Genomic DNA, 15,844 nt, shown 5'->3' with positions numbered 1-15,844 from the left:
ATCATGCGTTTTCCTAAGCATGACGGAGGAGAAGGATTCGCGCGAATATGTCACGAAAATTTGAAGATTAGGCGATTTTCACCAGCGCGCGACCATGGAACTGGTTATCCATAATCTTACTGGCATATTCAGGTGCCTGGCTGAGCGTAATTTCGGTGGCGCTCTGCGTATAGAAAGATTCCGGCAAATCGCGCACCAGACGCTCCCATGCCTCAGTACGGCGAGCCGCAGGCGTCATCACGGAATCCACGCCCTGCAGGCGGACATTACGCAGAATAAATGGCATCACGGTCGTTGGCAGGGCAAATCCGCCCGCCAGGCCGCAGGCTGCCACGCAGCCGCCGTAGTTCATTTGCGCCAGGACTTTTGCCAGCACCTTATCACCGACGGTATCGACCGCGCCTGCCCAGACCTGTTTTTCCAGCGGGCGGGTCTCGGCAAACTCATCGCGGCCAAGAATGCGGATGGCACCGAGCTGACGCAGATAATCATGCGTGCTTTCACGGCCGGACACCGCCGCAACCTGATAACCCAGCTTGTGCAGCAGCGTGACCGCCGTGCTGCCCACGCCACCGCTGGCCCCGGTCACAACAATTTCACCTGACTCGGGGCGAACACCCGCCTCTTCCAGCGCCATCACGCACAGCATGGCAGTAAAGCCTGCGGTACCGACGATCATCGCTTTGCGGCCATCCATGCCTTTCGGCATGGGCACCAGCCAGTCACCCTTCACGCGCGCCTGCGTTGCCAGGCCGCCCCAGTGATTTTCGCCCACGCCCCAGCCGGTGAGCAGCACCTGCTGGCCCGCATGGAAACGGGGATCTTCGCTGCTATGAACCCGGCCAGCAAAATCAATACCCGGCACCATAGGGAAATTTCGGATGATTTTACCCTTACCGGTGATCGCCAGCGCATCTTTATAATTTAAACTGGACCAGTCGATGTCGACGGTAACTTCGCCTTCCGGCAGGCGAGTCTCTTCTACGGCCTGTACTGAGGCAAGCGTTTTGCCGTCCTGCTGTTCTAAGATTAAAGCCTGCATACGGGGTCCTCACGGCTCAGATGATTGGAAAATAGTTCCTGAAGACTATACTCGCTCAGGGTAAAGCAATGCCGATTTAACGCAATAAATTGCCAGATACGCCAGGTTTGGTAGTATGCCGCATTTGAAATGCAAGTTAGCGCTTACTCGCTACCCCATCAACCCACGGAGTAATCTCAAGGATGCGATTAACGACGAAGTTCTCGGCTTTTATCACCCTGCTGACGGGGCTTACTATCTTTGTCACGCTTCTTGGTTGCTCTTTGAGCTTTTATAACGCCATTCAGGACAAACTGGTCAACCGGGTGCAGTCCGTTGCGTCGGTCATTGATACGCGTCTGTTGACCACTCCACTTCCTGAGCTTTCCCGGGAGCTGGATGAGTTGATGGTGCCGGTTGATATTATCCAGATCGACATTCAGCAGGGAAAGCATCCGGTTTTAAGCCATGAACGGCAGGACAGCTATCGACCTGCGGGTGTGGTGAGCCAGTATCGGGAAGTGACGGTGCACTCCCTCAAAAATCCGGGTATGACCATACGCATGGTCTACCTCGATCCGATGGCCAGCTATTTCCGTTCTATGATGACCACCGCGCCGCTCACTGTCGCCGTCGCTTTCATTATTTTGCTGATTTTCCTCGCGGTCCGCTGGCTGCGCCGCCAGCTCTCTGGTCAGGAACTGCTGGAGATCCGCTCCGTACGTATCCTGAACGGTGAACGCGGCCCGCAGGTTCGCGGCTCGGTCCATGAATGGCCGTCACGCGCCAGCAGCGCGCTGGATACGCTGCTCTCAGAAATCCAGTTTGCCAGCGACCAGCGCAGCCGTATGGATACGCTGATCCGCTCTTATGCCGCGCAGGATAATAAAACCGGCCTTAACAACCGCCTTTTCTTTGACAACCAACTCGCCACGCTGCTCGACGACCCGGAGAAAGTGGGCACGCACGGGGTGGTGATGATGATTCGCCTGCCTGATTTCGATCTGCTGCGCGACACATGGGGGCAGCGGGCGGCGGAAGAAAATCTCTTTACGCTGATCAACCTGCTCTCCACCTTTATTCTGCGCTACCCGGGGGCGCTGCTGGCCCGCTACCACCGCAGCGATTTTGCCGTATTGCTGCCGCACCGCACGCTGAAGGAATCAGAAAGTATTGCCAGCCAGCTGCTGAAGGCGGTTGATGCGCTGCCGCAGAGCAAAATGCTCGACAGGGACGATATGGTCCACATGGGGATCTGCGCCTGGCGTGGCGGGCAGTCGACAGAACAGGTGATGGAGCATGCGGAAGCGGCCACCCGCAACGCCGTGCTACAGGGGGCGAACGGATGGGCTGTCTATGATGATTCGCTGCCAGAAAAAGGCCGCGGAAACGTGCGCTGGCGTACGTTGATTGAGCAAATGCTGAGTCGTGGTGGGCCACGTATATATCAAAAACCGGCGGTCATGAAAAACGGCTATGTCCATCACCGGGAATTGATGTGCCGTATTTTCGACGGGACGGAAGAGGTTATTTCTGCGGAATATCTGCCAATGGTGCTGCAATTTGGGCTCTCCGAAGAGTATGACCGCCAGCAAATTACACGCTTGATTCCGTTTTTATCATTCTGGCCTGAAGAGAATCTGGCGTTACAGGTTACCGTTGAGTCATTAATACGCCCGCGTTTTCAGCGCTGGCTGCGTGATACATTAATGCAATGCGAAAAATCGCAACGCAAACACATTATTTTTGAACTTGCTGAGGCGGATGTAGGTCAACACATCAGCCGGTTGCGTCCAGTGGTCCGTTTGATCAACGCGCTCGGTGCGCGTGTCGCGGTAACGCAGGCTGGTTTAACGCTGGTTAGTACCAACTGGATCAAGGAGCTGGATGTGGAGCTATTAAAGCTACATCCTGGGCTGGTAAGAAATATTGAAAAGCGCACGGAAAACCAGCTGCTGGTTCAGAGTTTGGTTGAAGCGTGCAAAGGAACACGAACACAGGTATTTGCCGCAGGCGTGCGCTCCAGAGGCGAATGGCAGATGTTAACAGAGCGCGGGGTGACGGGCGGTCAGGGCGATTTTTTTGCCGCCTCTCAGCCGCTTGACACCAACGTGAAAAAATATTTGCAAAGATACTCTGTTTGACCTGCCGTTTACGTTGTTTTCACGTAGAATATCGCGCCTGTAGCTTTGAGTATGTCGAGCAAAAAGCCAGTGAACGACCTTTAACGGGTTACAAATGCCAGTGAGGAACACGACTGTTTACTCAGCCCTGAGGGAGTCAGGGGATGAATTTGTAACATCAGGAAACGTACTGCACAAATTTTCACCGTTGCAGATGATTTTTGCGCCTTGTCGCTGCTGCGTGTGGTTGGTAAAGTAAGCGGATTTTGTTTTCCGCCCCAGCTTTCAGGATTATCCCTTAGTATGTTGAAAAAATTTCGTGGCATGTTTTCCAATGACCTGTCCATTGACCTGGGTACCGCGAATACCCTTATTTATGTAAAAGGACAAGGCATCGTATTGAATGAGCCTTCTGTTGTGGCCATTCGTCAGGATCGTGCAGGCTCGCCGAAAAGCGTGGCCGCAGTGGGTCATGACGCGAAGCAGATGCTGGGTCGTACCCCTGGCAACATCGCCGCCATTCGCCCAATGAAAGACGGCGTTATCGCTGATTTCTTCGTGACTGAAAAAATGCTTCAGCACTTCATCAAGCAGGTTCACAGCAACAGCTTCATGCGCCCAAGCCCGCGTGTTCTGGTGTGTGTGCCGGTTGGCGCAACCCAGGTAGAACGTCGCGCAATCCGTGAATCTGCCCAGGGGGCAGGTGCACGTGAAGTGTTTCTGATTGAAGAGCCAATGGCTGCGGCCATCGGTGCTGGCCTGCCTGTTTCCGAAGCTACCGGTTCTATGGTGGTGGATATCGGTGGCGGTACCACTGAAGTGGCCGTGATCTCTCTGAACGGCGTGGTGTACTCCTCTTCCGTACGTATCGGTGGTGACCGCTTCGATGAAGCCATCATTAATTATGTGCGCCGTAACTACGGCTCTCTGATCGGTGAAGCCACCGCAGAGCGTATCAAACACGAAATCGGCTCTGCGTATCCGGGCGATGAAGTGCGTGAGATCGAAGTACGTGGTCGTAACCTGGCGGAAGGTGTGCCACGCGGTTTTACCCTGAACTCCAACGAAATTCTGGAAGCACTGCAGGAACCACTGACGGGCATCGTGAGCGCGGTAATGGTTGCGCTGGAGCAGTGTCCACCAGAGCTGGCGTCCGATATCTCCGAGCGCGGTATGGTTCTGACCGGTGGTGGTGCGCTGCTGCGTAACCTCGACCGCCTGTTGATGGAAGAGACAGGTATTCCTGTCGTAGTTGCAGAAGATCCACTGACTTGCGTCGCCCGTGGTGGTGGCAAGGCGCTGGAAATGATCGACATGCACGGCGGCGACTTGTTCAGCGAAGAGTAGTCATGGTGAAAGGGTAGCGAATCGCTACCCTTTCTCTCTGACACGAGAATACGCATAGCCTATGAAGCCAATTTTTAGCCGTGGCCCATCGCTACAGTTTCGCCTCATTCTGGCGGTTCTGGTTGCGCTTGGCGTCATTATTGCCGATAGCCGCCTCGGTACGTTCAGCCAGATCCGAACGTACATGGATACCGCCGTCAGTCCTTTCTACTTTATATCAAATGGTCCCCGTGAACTGCTCGACTCCGTTTCTCAAACGTTGTCTTCACGAGACCAGCTCGAACTTGAAAACCGGGCATTACGCCAGGAACTGCTGCTGAAAAACAGCGAACTGCTGATGCTGGGGCAATACAAGCAGGAAAACGCGCGTCTGCGTGAACTGCTCGGCTCGCCGCTGCGTCAGGACGAGCAGAAGATGGTTACCCAGGTGATCTCCACCGTGAACGACCCCTACAGCGATCAGGTTGTGATCGACAAAGGGAGCGTGAACGGGGTGTATGAAGGTCAGCCCGTCATCAGTGATAAGGGCGTAGTAGGCCAGGTTGTTGCCGTCGCCAAACTGACCAGCCGCGTGCTGCTGATTTGTGACGCCACGCACGCACTGCCGATCCAGGTACTGCGTAACGATATCCGCGTGATTGCGGCCGGTAACGGCTGCACGGACGATCTGCAGCTGGAACACCTGCCGGCTAACACGGACATCCGTGTCGGCGACGTGCTGGTGACGTCCGGTCTGGGTGGACGCTTCCCTGAGGGCTACCCGGTTGCGGTGGTCTCTTCGGTTAAGCTGGATACTCAGCGTGCGTACACCGTGATTCAGGCCCGTCCAACCGCCGGTTTACAGCGTCTGCGCTACCTGCTGCTGCTCTGGGGCGCCGATCGTAACGGTGCTAATCCGATGACGCCTGAAGAGGTGCATCGCGTGGCGAACGAGCGCCTGATGCAGATGATGCCGCAAGTTCTCCCGCCAGCGGACTCTATGGGGCCGCCTGCGCCAGTGCCCGCGCCGGCAACCGGTTTAACGCAGCCGCTGCCGGACGCGCCGCCACCGCCTAAACTCTCTTCGGGAGGGCAGTAGTGGCAAGTTATCGTAGCCAGGGACGCTGGGTCATCTGGCTCTCGTTCCTCATCGCACTGTTGCTGCAGATTATGCCCTGGCCGGATAACATTCTCGTTTTCCGGCCAAACTGGGTCTTGCTCATTTTGCTTTACTGGATCCTTGCCCTGCCGCACCGCGTAAATGTCGGCACGGGTTTTGTGATGGGTGCCATACTGGATCTCATTAGTGGCTCTACGCTGGGCGTGCGCGCCCTGTCCATGAGCATTATTGCGTACCTCGTCGCACTGAAATTCCAGCTCTTTCGTAACCTCGCGCTCTGGCAACAGGCCCTGGTCGTGATGCTGTTGTCGCTTGCTGCGGATATCGTTGTTTTCTGGGCAGAGTTTTTAGTGATCAACGTCTCTTTCCGACCGGAAGTGTTCTGGAGTAGTGTAGTAAACGGTGTGCTCTGGCCGTGGCTATTCCTGCTGATGCGTAAGGTTCGCCAGCAGTTTGCTGTGCAATAAAAGGTTTCTATGACGTCTCTGTATCTTGCTTCCGGCTCCCCGCGCCGTCAGGAACTCCTGACGCAGTTAGGGGTCTCTTTTGAACGCATCGTGACCGGCATTGAAGAAAAACGTGCTGAGGGCGAAAGTGCTCAGCAGTACGTGTCTCGCCTGGCACGCGAGAAAGCGCAGGCGGGCGTGGCCTGCGTGCCGCGCGATCTGCCCGTGCTGGGAGCAGATACCATCGTTATCCTTAACGGTGAAGTCCTTGAGAAACCGCATGACGCAGCCGATGCGGCGCGCATGCTGCGCAAAATGTCCGGACAAACGCATCAGGTGATGACAGCCGTCGCGCTGGCGGACAGCCAGCACGTGCTGGATTGCCTGGTGGTTACGGATGTCACGTTCAGAGTGCTAACCGACGACGAGATCGCCGCTTATATCGCCAGCGGTGAACCGATGGATAAAGCAGGTGCATACGGTATTCAGGGGCTGGGTGGCTGTTTTGTCAGGAAGATTAATGGCAGCTATCACGCCGTAGTCGGCTTACCGCTGGTGGAAACGTATGAGTTGCTGAGCAATTTTAACTCACTGCGTGAGGGAAGGGATAATTATGACGGCTGAATTGTTGGTAAACGTAACGCCATCGGAAACCCGTGTGGCCTATATTGACGGTGGGATTCTTCAGGAAATTCATATTGAGCGTGAAGCGCGGCGCGGAATAGTAGGCAATATCTACAAAGGTCGTGTCAGTCGTGTACTGCCGGGTATGCAGGCGGCTTTTGTAGATATTGGACTGGATAAGGCGGCATTTTTACATGCCTCCGACATCATGCCGCACACCGAGTGCGTCGCAGGCGAAGAGCAAAAGCAGTTTGCCGTGCGCGATATTTCTGAACTGGTGCGTCAGGGACAGGATCTGATGGTGCAGGTGGTGAAAGATCCCCTCGGTACCAAAGGTGCCCGTCTGACCACCGACATCACTTTACCTTCCCGCTATCTGGTCTTTATGCCTGGCGCGTCGCACGTGGGCGTTTCGCAGCGTATTGAGAGCGAAAGCGAGCGCGAGCGTCTTAAGAAAGTGGTCAGCACCTACTGCGATGAACAGGGCGGGTTTATTATCCGCACTGCCGCAGAAGGGATCAGCGAAGAAGACCTGGCGTCGGATGCGGCTTACCTGAAGCGCGTCTGGACCAAAGTGATGGAGCGTAAAAAACGCAACCAGACCCGCTACCAGCTCTATGGTGAACTGGCGCTTGCGCAGCGCGTGCTGCGTGACTTTGCCGATGCGCAGCTCGACCGCATCCGCGTGGACTCTCGCCTGACGTATGAAGCGCTGCTGGAGTTTACCGCTGAATACATCCCGGAAATGCCAGGCCTGCTGGAGCATTACACCGGGCGTCAGCCGATCTTCGATCTCTATGACGTCGAGAACGAGATCCAGCGCGCCCTGGAGCGAAAGGTCGAACTGAAGTCCGGCGGGTACCTGATCATCGATCAGACCGAAGCGATGACCACCGTTGATATCAACACCGGCGCGTTTGTCGGCCATCGCAATCTGGATGACACCATCTTCAACACCAACATCGAAGCCACGCAGGCAATTGCGCGCCAGCTTCGTCTGCGCAACCTCGGCGGCATTATCATCATCGACTTTATCGATATGAGTAATGAAGATCATCGCCGTCGTGTGCTGCACTCGCTGGAGCAGGCGCTGAGTAAAGATCGCGTTAAGACCAGCATCAACGGTTTCTCACAGCTGGGGCTGGTGGAAATGACGCGCAAGCGTACCCGTGAAAGCGTTGAGCATGTGCTGTGTAATGAATGCCCAACCTGCCATGGACGCGGAACGGTAAAGACGGTTGAGACCGTCTGCTACGAAATTATGCGTGAAATCGTCCGTGTGCATCATGCCTACGACTCCGATCGTTTTCTGGTCTATGCTTCCCCTGCGGTGGCTGAAGCGCTAAAAGGCGAAGAGTCGCACGCGCTGGCGGAAGTGGAAATCTTTGTAGGCAAACAGGTAAAAGTACAAATTGAACCGCTCTATAACCAGGAGCAGTTTGACGTCGTAATGATGTAAAACGCAGTTCGCTGCGTGACGAAAGCTGACAAGGAGAGATGCGTGAGGCGATTGCCGGGGATTTTATTGCTTACAGGGGCAACGCTGGTCGTGATTGTCGCGTTGCTCGTGAGCGGGCTACGCCTCGTTTTACCGCATCTGGACAGCTGGCGTCCGCAGCTGCTGGCGAAAATCGAATCCACCACCGGCGTGCCGGTGGACGTAAGCCAGGTCAGCGCCAGCTGGCAGAATTTTGGTCCGACGCTCGATGTCCGGGACATCAACGCAAGCCTGAAAGACGGCGGCTATCTGAAAATCAAACGCGTCACCCTGGCGCTGGACGTCTGGCAAAGCTTGCTGCATCTGCGCTGGCAGTTTCGCGATCTCACCTTTTATCAACTCCAGTTTCTGACCAATACGCCGCTGACGGACAGTGATAACAATCAGGGCCTCGAAGCCAATCGCTTCAGCGATCTCTTTCTCCGCCAGTTCGATCATTTCGATCTCCGTGACAGCGAAGTGAGCTTTATTACACTTTCCGGCCAGCGCGCCGAGCTGGCGATCCCGCAGCTGACCTGGCTCAACGGTAAGGATCGGCACCGCGCCGAGGGGCAGGTTAATCTTTCCAGCCTGAACGGCCAGCACGGCGTCATGCAGGTGCGTATGGACCTGCGGGACGATGATGGCCTGCTAAACAACGGTAAAGTCTGGCTGCAGGCCGACGATGTGGACGTGAAGCCCTGGCTCGGCGACTGGTTACAGCAAAATATGCAGCTGGAAACCGCCCGTTTCAGCCTTGAGGGCTGGATGACCCTGACGAAAGGGAAATTTGCCAGCGGCGATATCTGGCTGAAGCAGGGGGGCGCGAGCTGGAAGGGCGAAAAACAGCAGCATCAGCTTTCCGTCGATAACCTCACCGCGCACGTGACGCAGGAGAAAGAGGGCTGGCAGTTTGCCATCCCCGATACGCGCATCACGATGGACGGCAAGCCGTGGCCGCGCGGTGCGCTGACGCTGGCCTGGATGCCAGAGCAGGACGTGGGCGGCGCGGCCAGCAAACGCAGCGATGAGCTGCGCATCCGCGCCAGTAACCTGGATCTGGCGGCCATTGAAGGCCTGCGCTCGATGGCCGCAAAACTCTCTCCGGACCTGGGCGAGATCTGGCTGGCGACGCAGCCGAGCGGAAATATTGATTCTCTGGCGCTGGATATCCCGCTCCAGGCGACGGAAAAAACCCGTTTCCAGGCATCCTGGAAAGACCTTGCCTGGAAGCAGTGGAAGATGCTACCGGGTGCGGAGCATTTCAGCGGCAAGCTGGAAGGCAGCGTGGATAACGGCAGGCTGACGGCCAATATGCACAACGCCAAAATGCCTTACGAGACGGTCTTCCGCGCGCCGCTGGAAATTGAACAGGGCAGCGCTGTGCTTAACTGGCTACGTAACGACAAAGGTTTCCAGCTTGATGGCCGCCATATCGATGTGAAAGCCAAAGCGGTTCACGCGCGCGGCGATTTCCGCTATCTGCAGCCTGAAGGTGATGAGCCGTGGCTGGGCATTCTGGCCGGGATCAGCACCGATGACGGCTCTCAGGCCTGGCGATACTTCCCGGAAAACCTGATGGGTAAGGCACTGGTCGACTATCTGAGCGGCGCAATTCAGGGCGGTCAGGCGGACAATGCCACGCTGGTCTACGGCGGTAACCCGCATCTTTTCCCGTACAAACATAATGAAGGCCAGTTTCAGGTGCTGGTGCCGCTGCATAACGCGACCTTCGCGTTCCAGCCGGGCTGGCCCGCGCTGAAAAACCTGGATATCGAGCTTAACTTCCTCAACGACGGACTATGGATGAAGTCCGACAGCGTGGCGCTGGGCGGCGTGACGGCCAGCAACCTGACGGCCAACATCCCGGACTACTCAAAAGAGAAGCTGCTGATTGATGCCGACATCAACGGCCCGGGGAAAGCGGTGGGACCGTACTTTGAGGAGACGCCACTGAAAGAGTCGCTGGCGGCGACCCTTCAGCAGCTCCAGCTCGATGGCGATGTGAATGCTCGCTTACATCTTGATATCCCGCTGGACGGTGAGATGACCACCGCCAAAGGTGACGTCCGGCTGAAGAACAACAGCCTGTACATTAAACCGCTTGATAGCACCCTCAAAAACCTCAGCGGACAGTTCAGCTTTGTGAACGGTAATTTGAAAAGCGAGCCGCTTACCGCCAGCTGGTTTAATCAGCCCGTGAATATCGACTTCTCGACAGCCGAGGGGCAAAAGGCTTATCAGGTGGCCGTCAATCTGGACGGCAACTGGCAGCCGTCGCGTATGGAGGTCCTGCCGAAGCCGATTGAGGCGTCAGTGGCGGGTGCGGTCGCCTGGCAAGGCAAAGTGGCCATCGATCTGCCTTATCATGCGGGGGCACAGTATAAGGTCGACATTACGGGTGACCTGAAGAATATTCGAAGCCAACTGCCTGCGCCGCTGGATAAACAGGCCGGACAGTCGCTGCCGGTGAAGCTTAACGTGGATGGCAATCTGGACAGCTTCGCGCTGACCGGAAGCGCGGGCGGAACAAACCACTTCAACAGCCGCTGGCTGCTTAACCGCAAGCTCACCCTCGACAAAGCCATCTGGACGACGGACAGCAAAACCACGCCGCCGTTGCCTGAGCATGCGGGCGTTGAGCTGAACCTCCCGTCGATGGACGGCGCGGAGTGGCTGGCGCTGTTCCAGAAAGGCGTTGGGCAAAACGTTGATGAGGCCGCCCAGTTCCCGCAGACCATTACCGTACGCACGCCGTCGCTGATGCTGGGCGGACAGCAGTGGAACAACCTGAGCATTGTCTCTCAGCCAACCGCTAACGGCTCAAAAGTGGAGGCACAGGGCCGGGAGATCAACGGCACGCTGACCATGCGCAACAACGCGCCGTGGCAGGCAGCGATTCGCTATCTCTATTACAACCCGGCCGCCGCGGGTAAAGATAAACCGGCGAATGCCTCGCCGCTGAGTAATACTTCCCGCGTCGATTTTAGCGGCTGGCCCGATGTGCAGCTGCGCTGCGCGGAGTGCTGGCTGTGGGGGCAAAAGTACGGCCGTATCGACGGTGATTTTGCCATCCAGGGGAATACGCTCAAGCTCTCCGGCGGATTGATCGACACCGGCTTTGGCCGCATGACGGCGGGCGGGGAATGGGTGAATAACCCGGGCGAGCAGCGAACGTCCCTGAAGGGTGACATTAAAGGCAACAAGCTGGATGCGGCAGCCAACTTCTTTGGCATCAGCACGCCGCTGCGCGGTTCGTCATTTAACATCAATTACGATCTTCACTGGCGTGATGCCCCCTGGAAGCCAGACGAAGCGTCACTGAACGGCATTCTGAAAACACACTTTGGCAAAGGCGAAATCGCCGACGTGAGCACGGGGCGCGCCGGACAGATCCTGCGCCTGCTGAGTTTTGATGCGCTGCTGCGCAAGCTGCGCTTTGATTTTAGCGACACCTTCAGCGAAGGCTTCTACTACGATTCCATCAGAAGTACGGCGTGGATCAAGGACGGCGTTCTGCACACGGACGACACGCTGGTGGATGGCCTTGAAGCGGATATCGCCATGAAGGGCTCGGTCAACCTCGTGCGTCGCGAGCTGGATATGGAAGCCGTGGTGGCGCCGGAAATTTCCGCGAGCGTTGGCGTGGCGGCGGCCTTTGTGGTGAACCCGATTGTCGGGGCGGCGGTGTTTGCCGCCAGTAAAGTGCTGGGGCCGCTGTGGAGCAAGGTCTCCATTTTGCGCTATCGCATTACCGGTCCGGTCGATAAACCGCAGATTAACGAGGTGCTGCGCCAGCCGCGCAAAGATGCACAGCAATGATTTGACGTGGGCAGGTAATTGCCTCACTCTCAATAAATACGATCTTTATACCGCCACGGGCGGCAACGAACGAGTAGCAATACGATGAGTCTGAACCTGGTAAGTGAACATTTGCTCGCAGCGAACGGCCTGAGCCATCAGGACCTGTTCTCCATTCTTGGTCAACTGACCGAACGCCGTCTCGACTACGGCGACCTTTATTTCCAGTCGAGCTATCACGAATCCTGGGTTTTAGAAGACAGCATCATCAAAGATGGCTCTTACAACATCGACCAGGGCGTCGGCGTGCGTGCCGTGAGCGGCGAAAAAACCGGTTTTGCCTATGCCGACCAGATAAGCCTGGCCGCGCTTGAGCAGAGCGCGCAGGCCGCGCGTACCATTGTGCGCGATGCCGGCGATGGTCGCGTGAAAACTCTGGGTGAAGTGCAGCACTCTGCGCTCTATACCAGCATCGATCCGCTGCAGAGCATGAGCCGTGAAGAGAAGCTGGACATTCTGCGCCGCGTGGACAAAGTGGCGCGTGCCGCCGACAAACGCGTGCAGGAAGTCTCCGCCAGCCTGAGTGGTGTGTATGAACTGATTCTGGTGGCGGCAACGGACGGTACGTTGGCGGCCGATGTGCGTCCGCTGGTGCGTCTTTCAATCAGCGTGCAGGTCGATGACGACGGCAAACGCGAGCGCGGCTCAAGCGGCGGCGGCGGTCGTTTCGGCTATGACTGGTTCCTGGGCGACGTTGACGGCGAAGCGCGCGCTGACGCGTGGGCAAAAGAAGCCGTGCGCATGGCGCTGGTGAACTTGAATGCCGTCGCGGCGCCAGCCGGAACATTCCCGGTGGTGCTGGGCGCAGGCTGGCCGGGCGTGCTGCTGCACGAGGCGGTGGGCCACGGTCTGGAAGGCGATTTTAACCGTCGCGGAACGTCCGTGTTCAGCGGCCAGATCGGGCAGCTCGTCTCCTCTGAGCTTTGCACCGTGGTGGATGATGGTACCATGCGCGATCGTCGCGGCTCGGTGGCTATCGACGATGAAGGGACGCCAGGCCAGTACAACGTGCTGATCGAAAACGGCGTGCTGAAAGGCTATATGCAGGACAAACTCAACGCGCGCCTGATGGGCGTAGCGCCAACGGGTAACGGCCGTCGTGAATCCTACGCGCACCTGCCGATGCCGCGCATGACCAACACCTACATGTTGCCGGGCAAATCCACACCGCAGGAGATTATCGAATCCGTGGACTACGGTATCTTTGCGCCAAACTTTGGCGGCGGCCAGGTGGACATCACCTCCGGTAAGTTTGTTTTCTCCACGTCAGAAGCGTATCTGATCGAGAAAGGAAAAGTGACCAAAGCGGTCAAAGGTGCGACGCTGATTGGCTCCGGTATTGAAGCCATGCAGCAGATCTCCATGGTCGGCAACGATCTGAAGCTGGATAACGGCGTGGGCGTCTGCGGTAAAGAGGGCCAGAGCCTGCCGGTTGGCGTGGGCCAGCCAACGCTGAAAGTGGACAACCTGACGGTGGGCGGCACGGCGTAATTTCCCCCCTCACCCCGGCTCTCTCCCCAACGGGGAGAAAAGACCGCACGGAGCAGTCCCCTCTCCCCGTTGGGGAGAGGGTTAGGGTGAGGGGAAAGACCTATTCTTTTCTTCTTCCCCGCATCCCCTGAAACAGCTCCGCCACGTCCACAAAATACTCGGTCAGATAATTAATACACACCTGTACCTTGAGCGGGAGTTTGTCTTTTTCGGTATACAGGGCGTACACCGGACGCGGATCGGACTGGTAGCGCGGGAAGAGGATCTCCAGCACGCCGCTGTTGATCTCGTTGATCACCCACATTAACGGCACGTAGGCGATCCCGGCACCGGCCACCAGCCAGCGCGAAATGGTCATTGGATCGTTAGTGACAAACCGTCCTTCCGGCAGCAGTTTGGTAGAGATCCCTTCCGGGGCAATCAGCTCAAATTCATTATCGGGCCGCACGCTGTACTCCAGCCACGAGTGGTTGGTGAGATCGGCGGGTTTCTCCGGAACGCCGTACTGCGCCAGATAGCTTTTCGAGGCGCAGACGACCATCGGCATGCTGCCCAGCCTGCGCGAGAACAGGCTGGAATCCTGCAACGCGCCGACGCGGATCACCACGTCCAGCCCGTCGGCAATCAGGTCCGGCGCGGGAATGCCCGTCACCAGATTTACCGTTAAGCCTGGATACTCCTTCAGCATGTCTGCCGTCATGGCAGCGAGAACATTTTGTGCCATAGTTGAAGAACACCCGATGCGCAGCGTGCCGATGGGGGTGTTGTTGAAGGCATAGAGCTGCTCATGAACATCCTGCACTTCATGCATCATGCGTCGGCAGCCCTGATAGTAAATTTTACCCGCTTCCGTCAGCCCAATGCTGCGGGTACTGCGGTTGAGCAGCTTAACCTGAAGCTCATCTTCCAGTTTGGACACCGTCTGGTTGATGGATGAGACGCTCATCTGAAGCTGGCGTGCTGCGGCGGTAAACGAGCCCAGTTCAACCACTTTGGCAAAGACCGACATGCGTTTTAAACGTTCCATTGTTCACTCTGGCTTAAAAGTGATTTAGATCACATATTATAGATAACAGCATAACAGTTACGTTAATATATTATTAATTACATAACGGCTGCGCCATTCTCGCCCGGCGTTTCTTGCTCTCCTGCGGTGGCGTGCGCTAAAAAATTCTGAAGCCTGCACTCTCTCTTATCAAGGTTAACATGAGTCTGTTTCCCGTTATCGTGGTGTTCGGTCTGTCGTTCCCACCGATATTTTTCGAGCTTCTTTTATCACTGGCGATCTTCTGGCTGGTGCGCAAGGTGCTGGTCCCTACCGGGATCTACGATTTTGTCTGGCACCCTGCATTGTTCAATACCGCGCTGTATTGCTGCCTGTTTTACCTGATATCGCGCATGTTTGTCTGAGGTTGATGTGAAAACGCTAACAAGAAAAATCTCCCGCACTGCCATCACAATGGCGCTGGTTATCCTCGCCTTCATCGCTATTTTCCGTGCCTGGGTCTACTACACCGAATCACCGTGGACGCGTGATGCACGCTTCAGCGCCGACGTGGTGGCAATAGCCCCTGACGTGGCCGGTCTTATCACGGCGGTCAACGTTCACGATAACCAGCTCGTGAAAAAAGATCAGGTCCTGTTCACCATCGACCAGCCTCGCTACCAGAAAGCGCTGGAGGAAGCGGAAGCCGACGTGGCCTATTACCAGGCGCTGGCCGCGGAGAAACGCCGCGAGGCGGGTCGTCGTAACCAGCTGGGCGTACAGGCCATGTCCCGCGAAGAGATAGACCAGTCCAACAACGTGCTGCAAACCGTGCTGCACCAGCTGGCGAAAGCGCAGGCAACGCGCGATCTGGCGAAGCTCGACCTGGAGCGTACCGTGATCCGCGCGCCAGCCGATGGCTGGGTGACCAACCTCAACGTTTATGCCGGGGAGTTCATTACCCGCGGCTCAACCGCCGTGGCGCTGGTTAAGCAGAACTCCTTCTACGTGCTCGCCTATATGGAAGAGACCAAGCTGGAGGGGGTACGTCCGGGTTACCGGGCTGAAGTCACGCCGCTTGGCAGCAACCGCGTCTTTAAGGGCACGGTCGACAGCGTTGCCGCAGGGGTAACCAACTCCAGCAGCTCTAACGATGCCAAAGGGATGGCGACGGTGGACTCCAACCTGGAGTGGGTGCGTCTGGCACAGCGCGTGCCAGTACGTATTCATCTGGACGAACAGCAGGGCAACCTGTGGCCAGCGGGCACTACCGCGACGGTGGTGATCACCGGCGAAAAAGATCGGGATGCCAGCCAGGATTCGCTCTTCCGTAAAATTGCCCACCGCCTGCGCGAGTTTGGTTAATCGCC

General features: G+C 56.9%; 12 protein-coding genes. 10 read left to right on the top strand and 2 right to left on the bottom strand.

Features of this window, described 5'->3' with window-relative positions:
* Positions 1 to 67: 67 nt before the first annotated feature.
* Positions 68 to 1,042 (bottom strand): acrylyl-CoA reductase (NADPH), encoded by a 975-nt coding sequence (gene acuI, locus ACR42C_RS20515; RefSeq protein WP_439207328.1) that lies wholly within the window; start codon positions 1,040 to 1,042, stop codon positions 68 to 70.
* A gap of 182 nt (positions 1,043 to 1,224) precedes the next feature.
* Here acuI and csrD point away from each other — a divergent pair, with 182 nt between their 5' ends.
* The 8 genes from csrD (at position 1,225) to tldD (ending at position 13,489) form a co-directional block, all read left to right on the top strand.
* A complete protein-coding gene (gene csrD / locus ACR42C_RS20510; protein WP_192983834.1) occupies positions 1,225 to 3,165 on the top strand; it encodes an RNase E specificity factor CsrD in 1,941 nt (646 codons plus the stop codon).
* Positions 3,166 to 3,447: 282 nt separating this feature from the next.
* Positions 3,448 to 4,491, top strand: a complete 1,044-nt coding sequence (gene mreB / locus ACR42C_RS20505; protein WP_000913396.1) for a rod shape-determining protein MreB — start codon at positions 3,448 to 3,450, stop codon at positions 4,489 to 4,491.
* A gap of 61 nt (positions 4,492 to 4,552) precedes the next feature.
* On the top strand, positions 4,553 to 5,569 hold the full coding sequence (mreC, locus tag ACR42C_RS20500) for a rod shape-determining protein MreC (RefSeq protein WP_032650442.1): 1,017 nt from the start codon (positions 4,553 to 4,555) through the stop codon (positions 5,567 to 5,569).
* Entirely contained in the window at positions 5,569 to 6,057 is a 489-nt protein-coding gene (mreD, locus tag ACR42C_RS20495) for a rod shape-determining protein MreD (RefSeq protein WP_008502849.1), read from the top strand. The genes mreC and mreD overlap by 1 nt, the downstream gene beginning before the upstream one ends.
* A gap of 9 nt (positions 6,058 to 6,066) precedes the next feature.
* Complete coding sequence (locus tag ACR42C_RS20490) at positions 6,067 to 6,660, top strand: Maf family protein (protein ID WP_116343538.1); 594 nt, start codon at positions 6,067 to 6,069, stop codon at positions 6,658 to 6,660.
* Entirely contained in the window at positions 6,650 to 8,119 is a 1,470-nt protein-coding gene (gene rng / locus ACR42C_RS20485) for a ribonuclease G (protein ID WP_320720693.1), read from the top strand. Before ACR42C_RS20490 ends, rng begins: the two co-directional genes overlap by 11 nt.
* A gap of 42 nt (positions 8,120 to 8,161) precedes the next feature.
* Positions 8,162 to 11,959 carry an AsmA2 domain-containing protein YhdP gene (yhdP, locus tag ACR42C_RS20480; RefSeq protein WP_479984508.1) on the top strand — a complete coding sequence of 1,266 codons (3,798 nt, stop codon included), beginning with the start codon at positions 8,162 to 8,164 and terminating at the stop codon, positions 11,957 to 11,959.
* 84 nt (positions 11,960 to 12,043) lie between these two features.
* Positions 12,044 to 13,489 (top strand): metalloprotease TldD, encoded by a 1,446-nt coding sequence (tldD, locus tag ACR42C_RS20475; protein ID WP_320720695.1) that lies wholly within the window; start codon positions 12,044 to 12,046, stop codon positions 13,487 to 13,489.
* A 100-nt stretch (positions 13,490 to 13,589) separates the two neighbouring features.
* On the opposite strand, the gene aaeR is transcribed toward tldD, so the two are convergent.
* Entirely contained in the window at positions 13,590 to 14,516 is a 927-nt protein-coding gene (aaeR, locus tag ACR42C_RS20470) for an HTH-type transcriptional activator AaeR (protein ID WP_479984507.1), read from the bottom strand.
* 179 nt (positions 14,517 to 14,695) lie between these two features.
* Here aaeR and aaeX point away from each other — a divergent pair, with 179 nt between their 5' ends.
* Positions 14,696 to 14,899, top strand: a complete 204-nt coding sequence (gene aaeX, locus ACR42C_RS20465) for a p-hydroxybenzoic acid efflux pump operon protein AaeX (protein ID WP_003860416.1) — start codon at positions 14,696 to 14,698, stop codon at positions 14,897 to 14,899.
* Between the two features lie 7 nt (positions 14,900 to 14,906).
* Positions 14,907 to 15,839, top strand: a complete 933-nt coding sequence (gene aaeA, locus ACR42C_RS20460) for a p-hydroxybenzoic acid efflux pump subunit AaeA (RefSeq protein WP_028014599.1) — start codon at positions 14,907 to 14,909, stop codon at positions 15,837 to 15,839.
* Positions 15,840 to 15,844: the final 5 nt, after the last annotated feature.

The organism is Enterobacter sp. MG-EB028, assembly GCF_056673305.1.
The sequence above is the reverse complement of the archived record's forward strand: the minus strand, read 5'-3'. Positions and strand labels throughout refer to the sequence as shown.

Excerpts from the sequence above, each read along its gene's own strand:
- acuI (WP_439207328.1), bottom strand. The coding sequence starts at position 1,042 with ATGCAGGCTTTAATCTTAGAACAGCAGGACGGCAAAACGCTTGCCTCA.
- csrD (WP_192983834.1), top strand. The coding sequence starts at position 1,225 with ATGCGATTAACGACGAAGTTCTCGGCTTTTATCACCCTGCTGACGGGG.
- mreB (WP_000913396.1), top strand. The coding sequence starts at position 3,448 with ATGTTGAAAAAATTTCGTGGCATGTTTTCCAATGACCTGTCCATTGAC.
- mreC (WP_032650442.1), top strand. The coding sequence starts at position 4,553 with ATGAAGCCAATTTTTAGCCGTGGCCCATCGCTACAGTTTCGCCTCATT.
- ACR42C_RS20490 (WP_116343538.1), top strand. The coding sequence starts at position 6,067 with ATGACGTCTCTGTATCTTGCTTCCGGCTCCCCGCGCCGTCAGGAACTC.
- rng (WP_320720693.1), top strand. The coding sequence starts at position 6,650 with ATGACGGCTGAATTGTTGGTAAACGTAACGCCATCGGAAACCCGTGTG.
- tldD (WP_320720695.1), top strand. The coding sequence starts at position 12,044 with ATGAGTCTGAACCTGGTAAGTGAACATTTGCTCGCAGCGAACGGCCTG.
- aaeR (WP_479984507.1), bottom strand. The coding sequence starts at position 14,516 with ATGGAACGTTTAAAACGCATGTCGGTCTTTGCCAAAGTGGTTGAACTG.
- aaeX (WP_003860416.1), top strand. The coding sequence starts at position 14,696 with ATGAGTCTGTTTCCCGTTATCGTGGTGTTCGGTCTGTCGTTCCCACCG.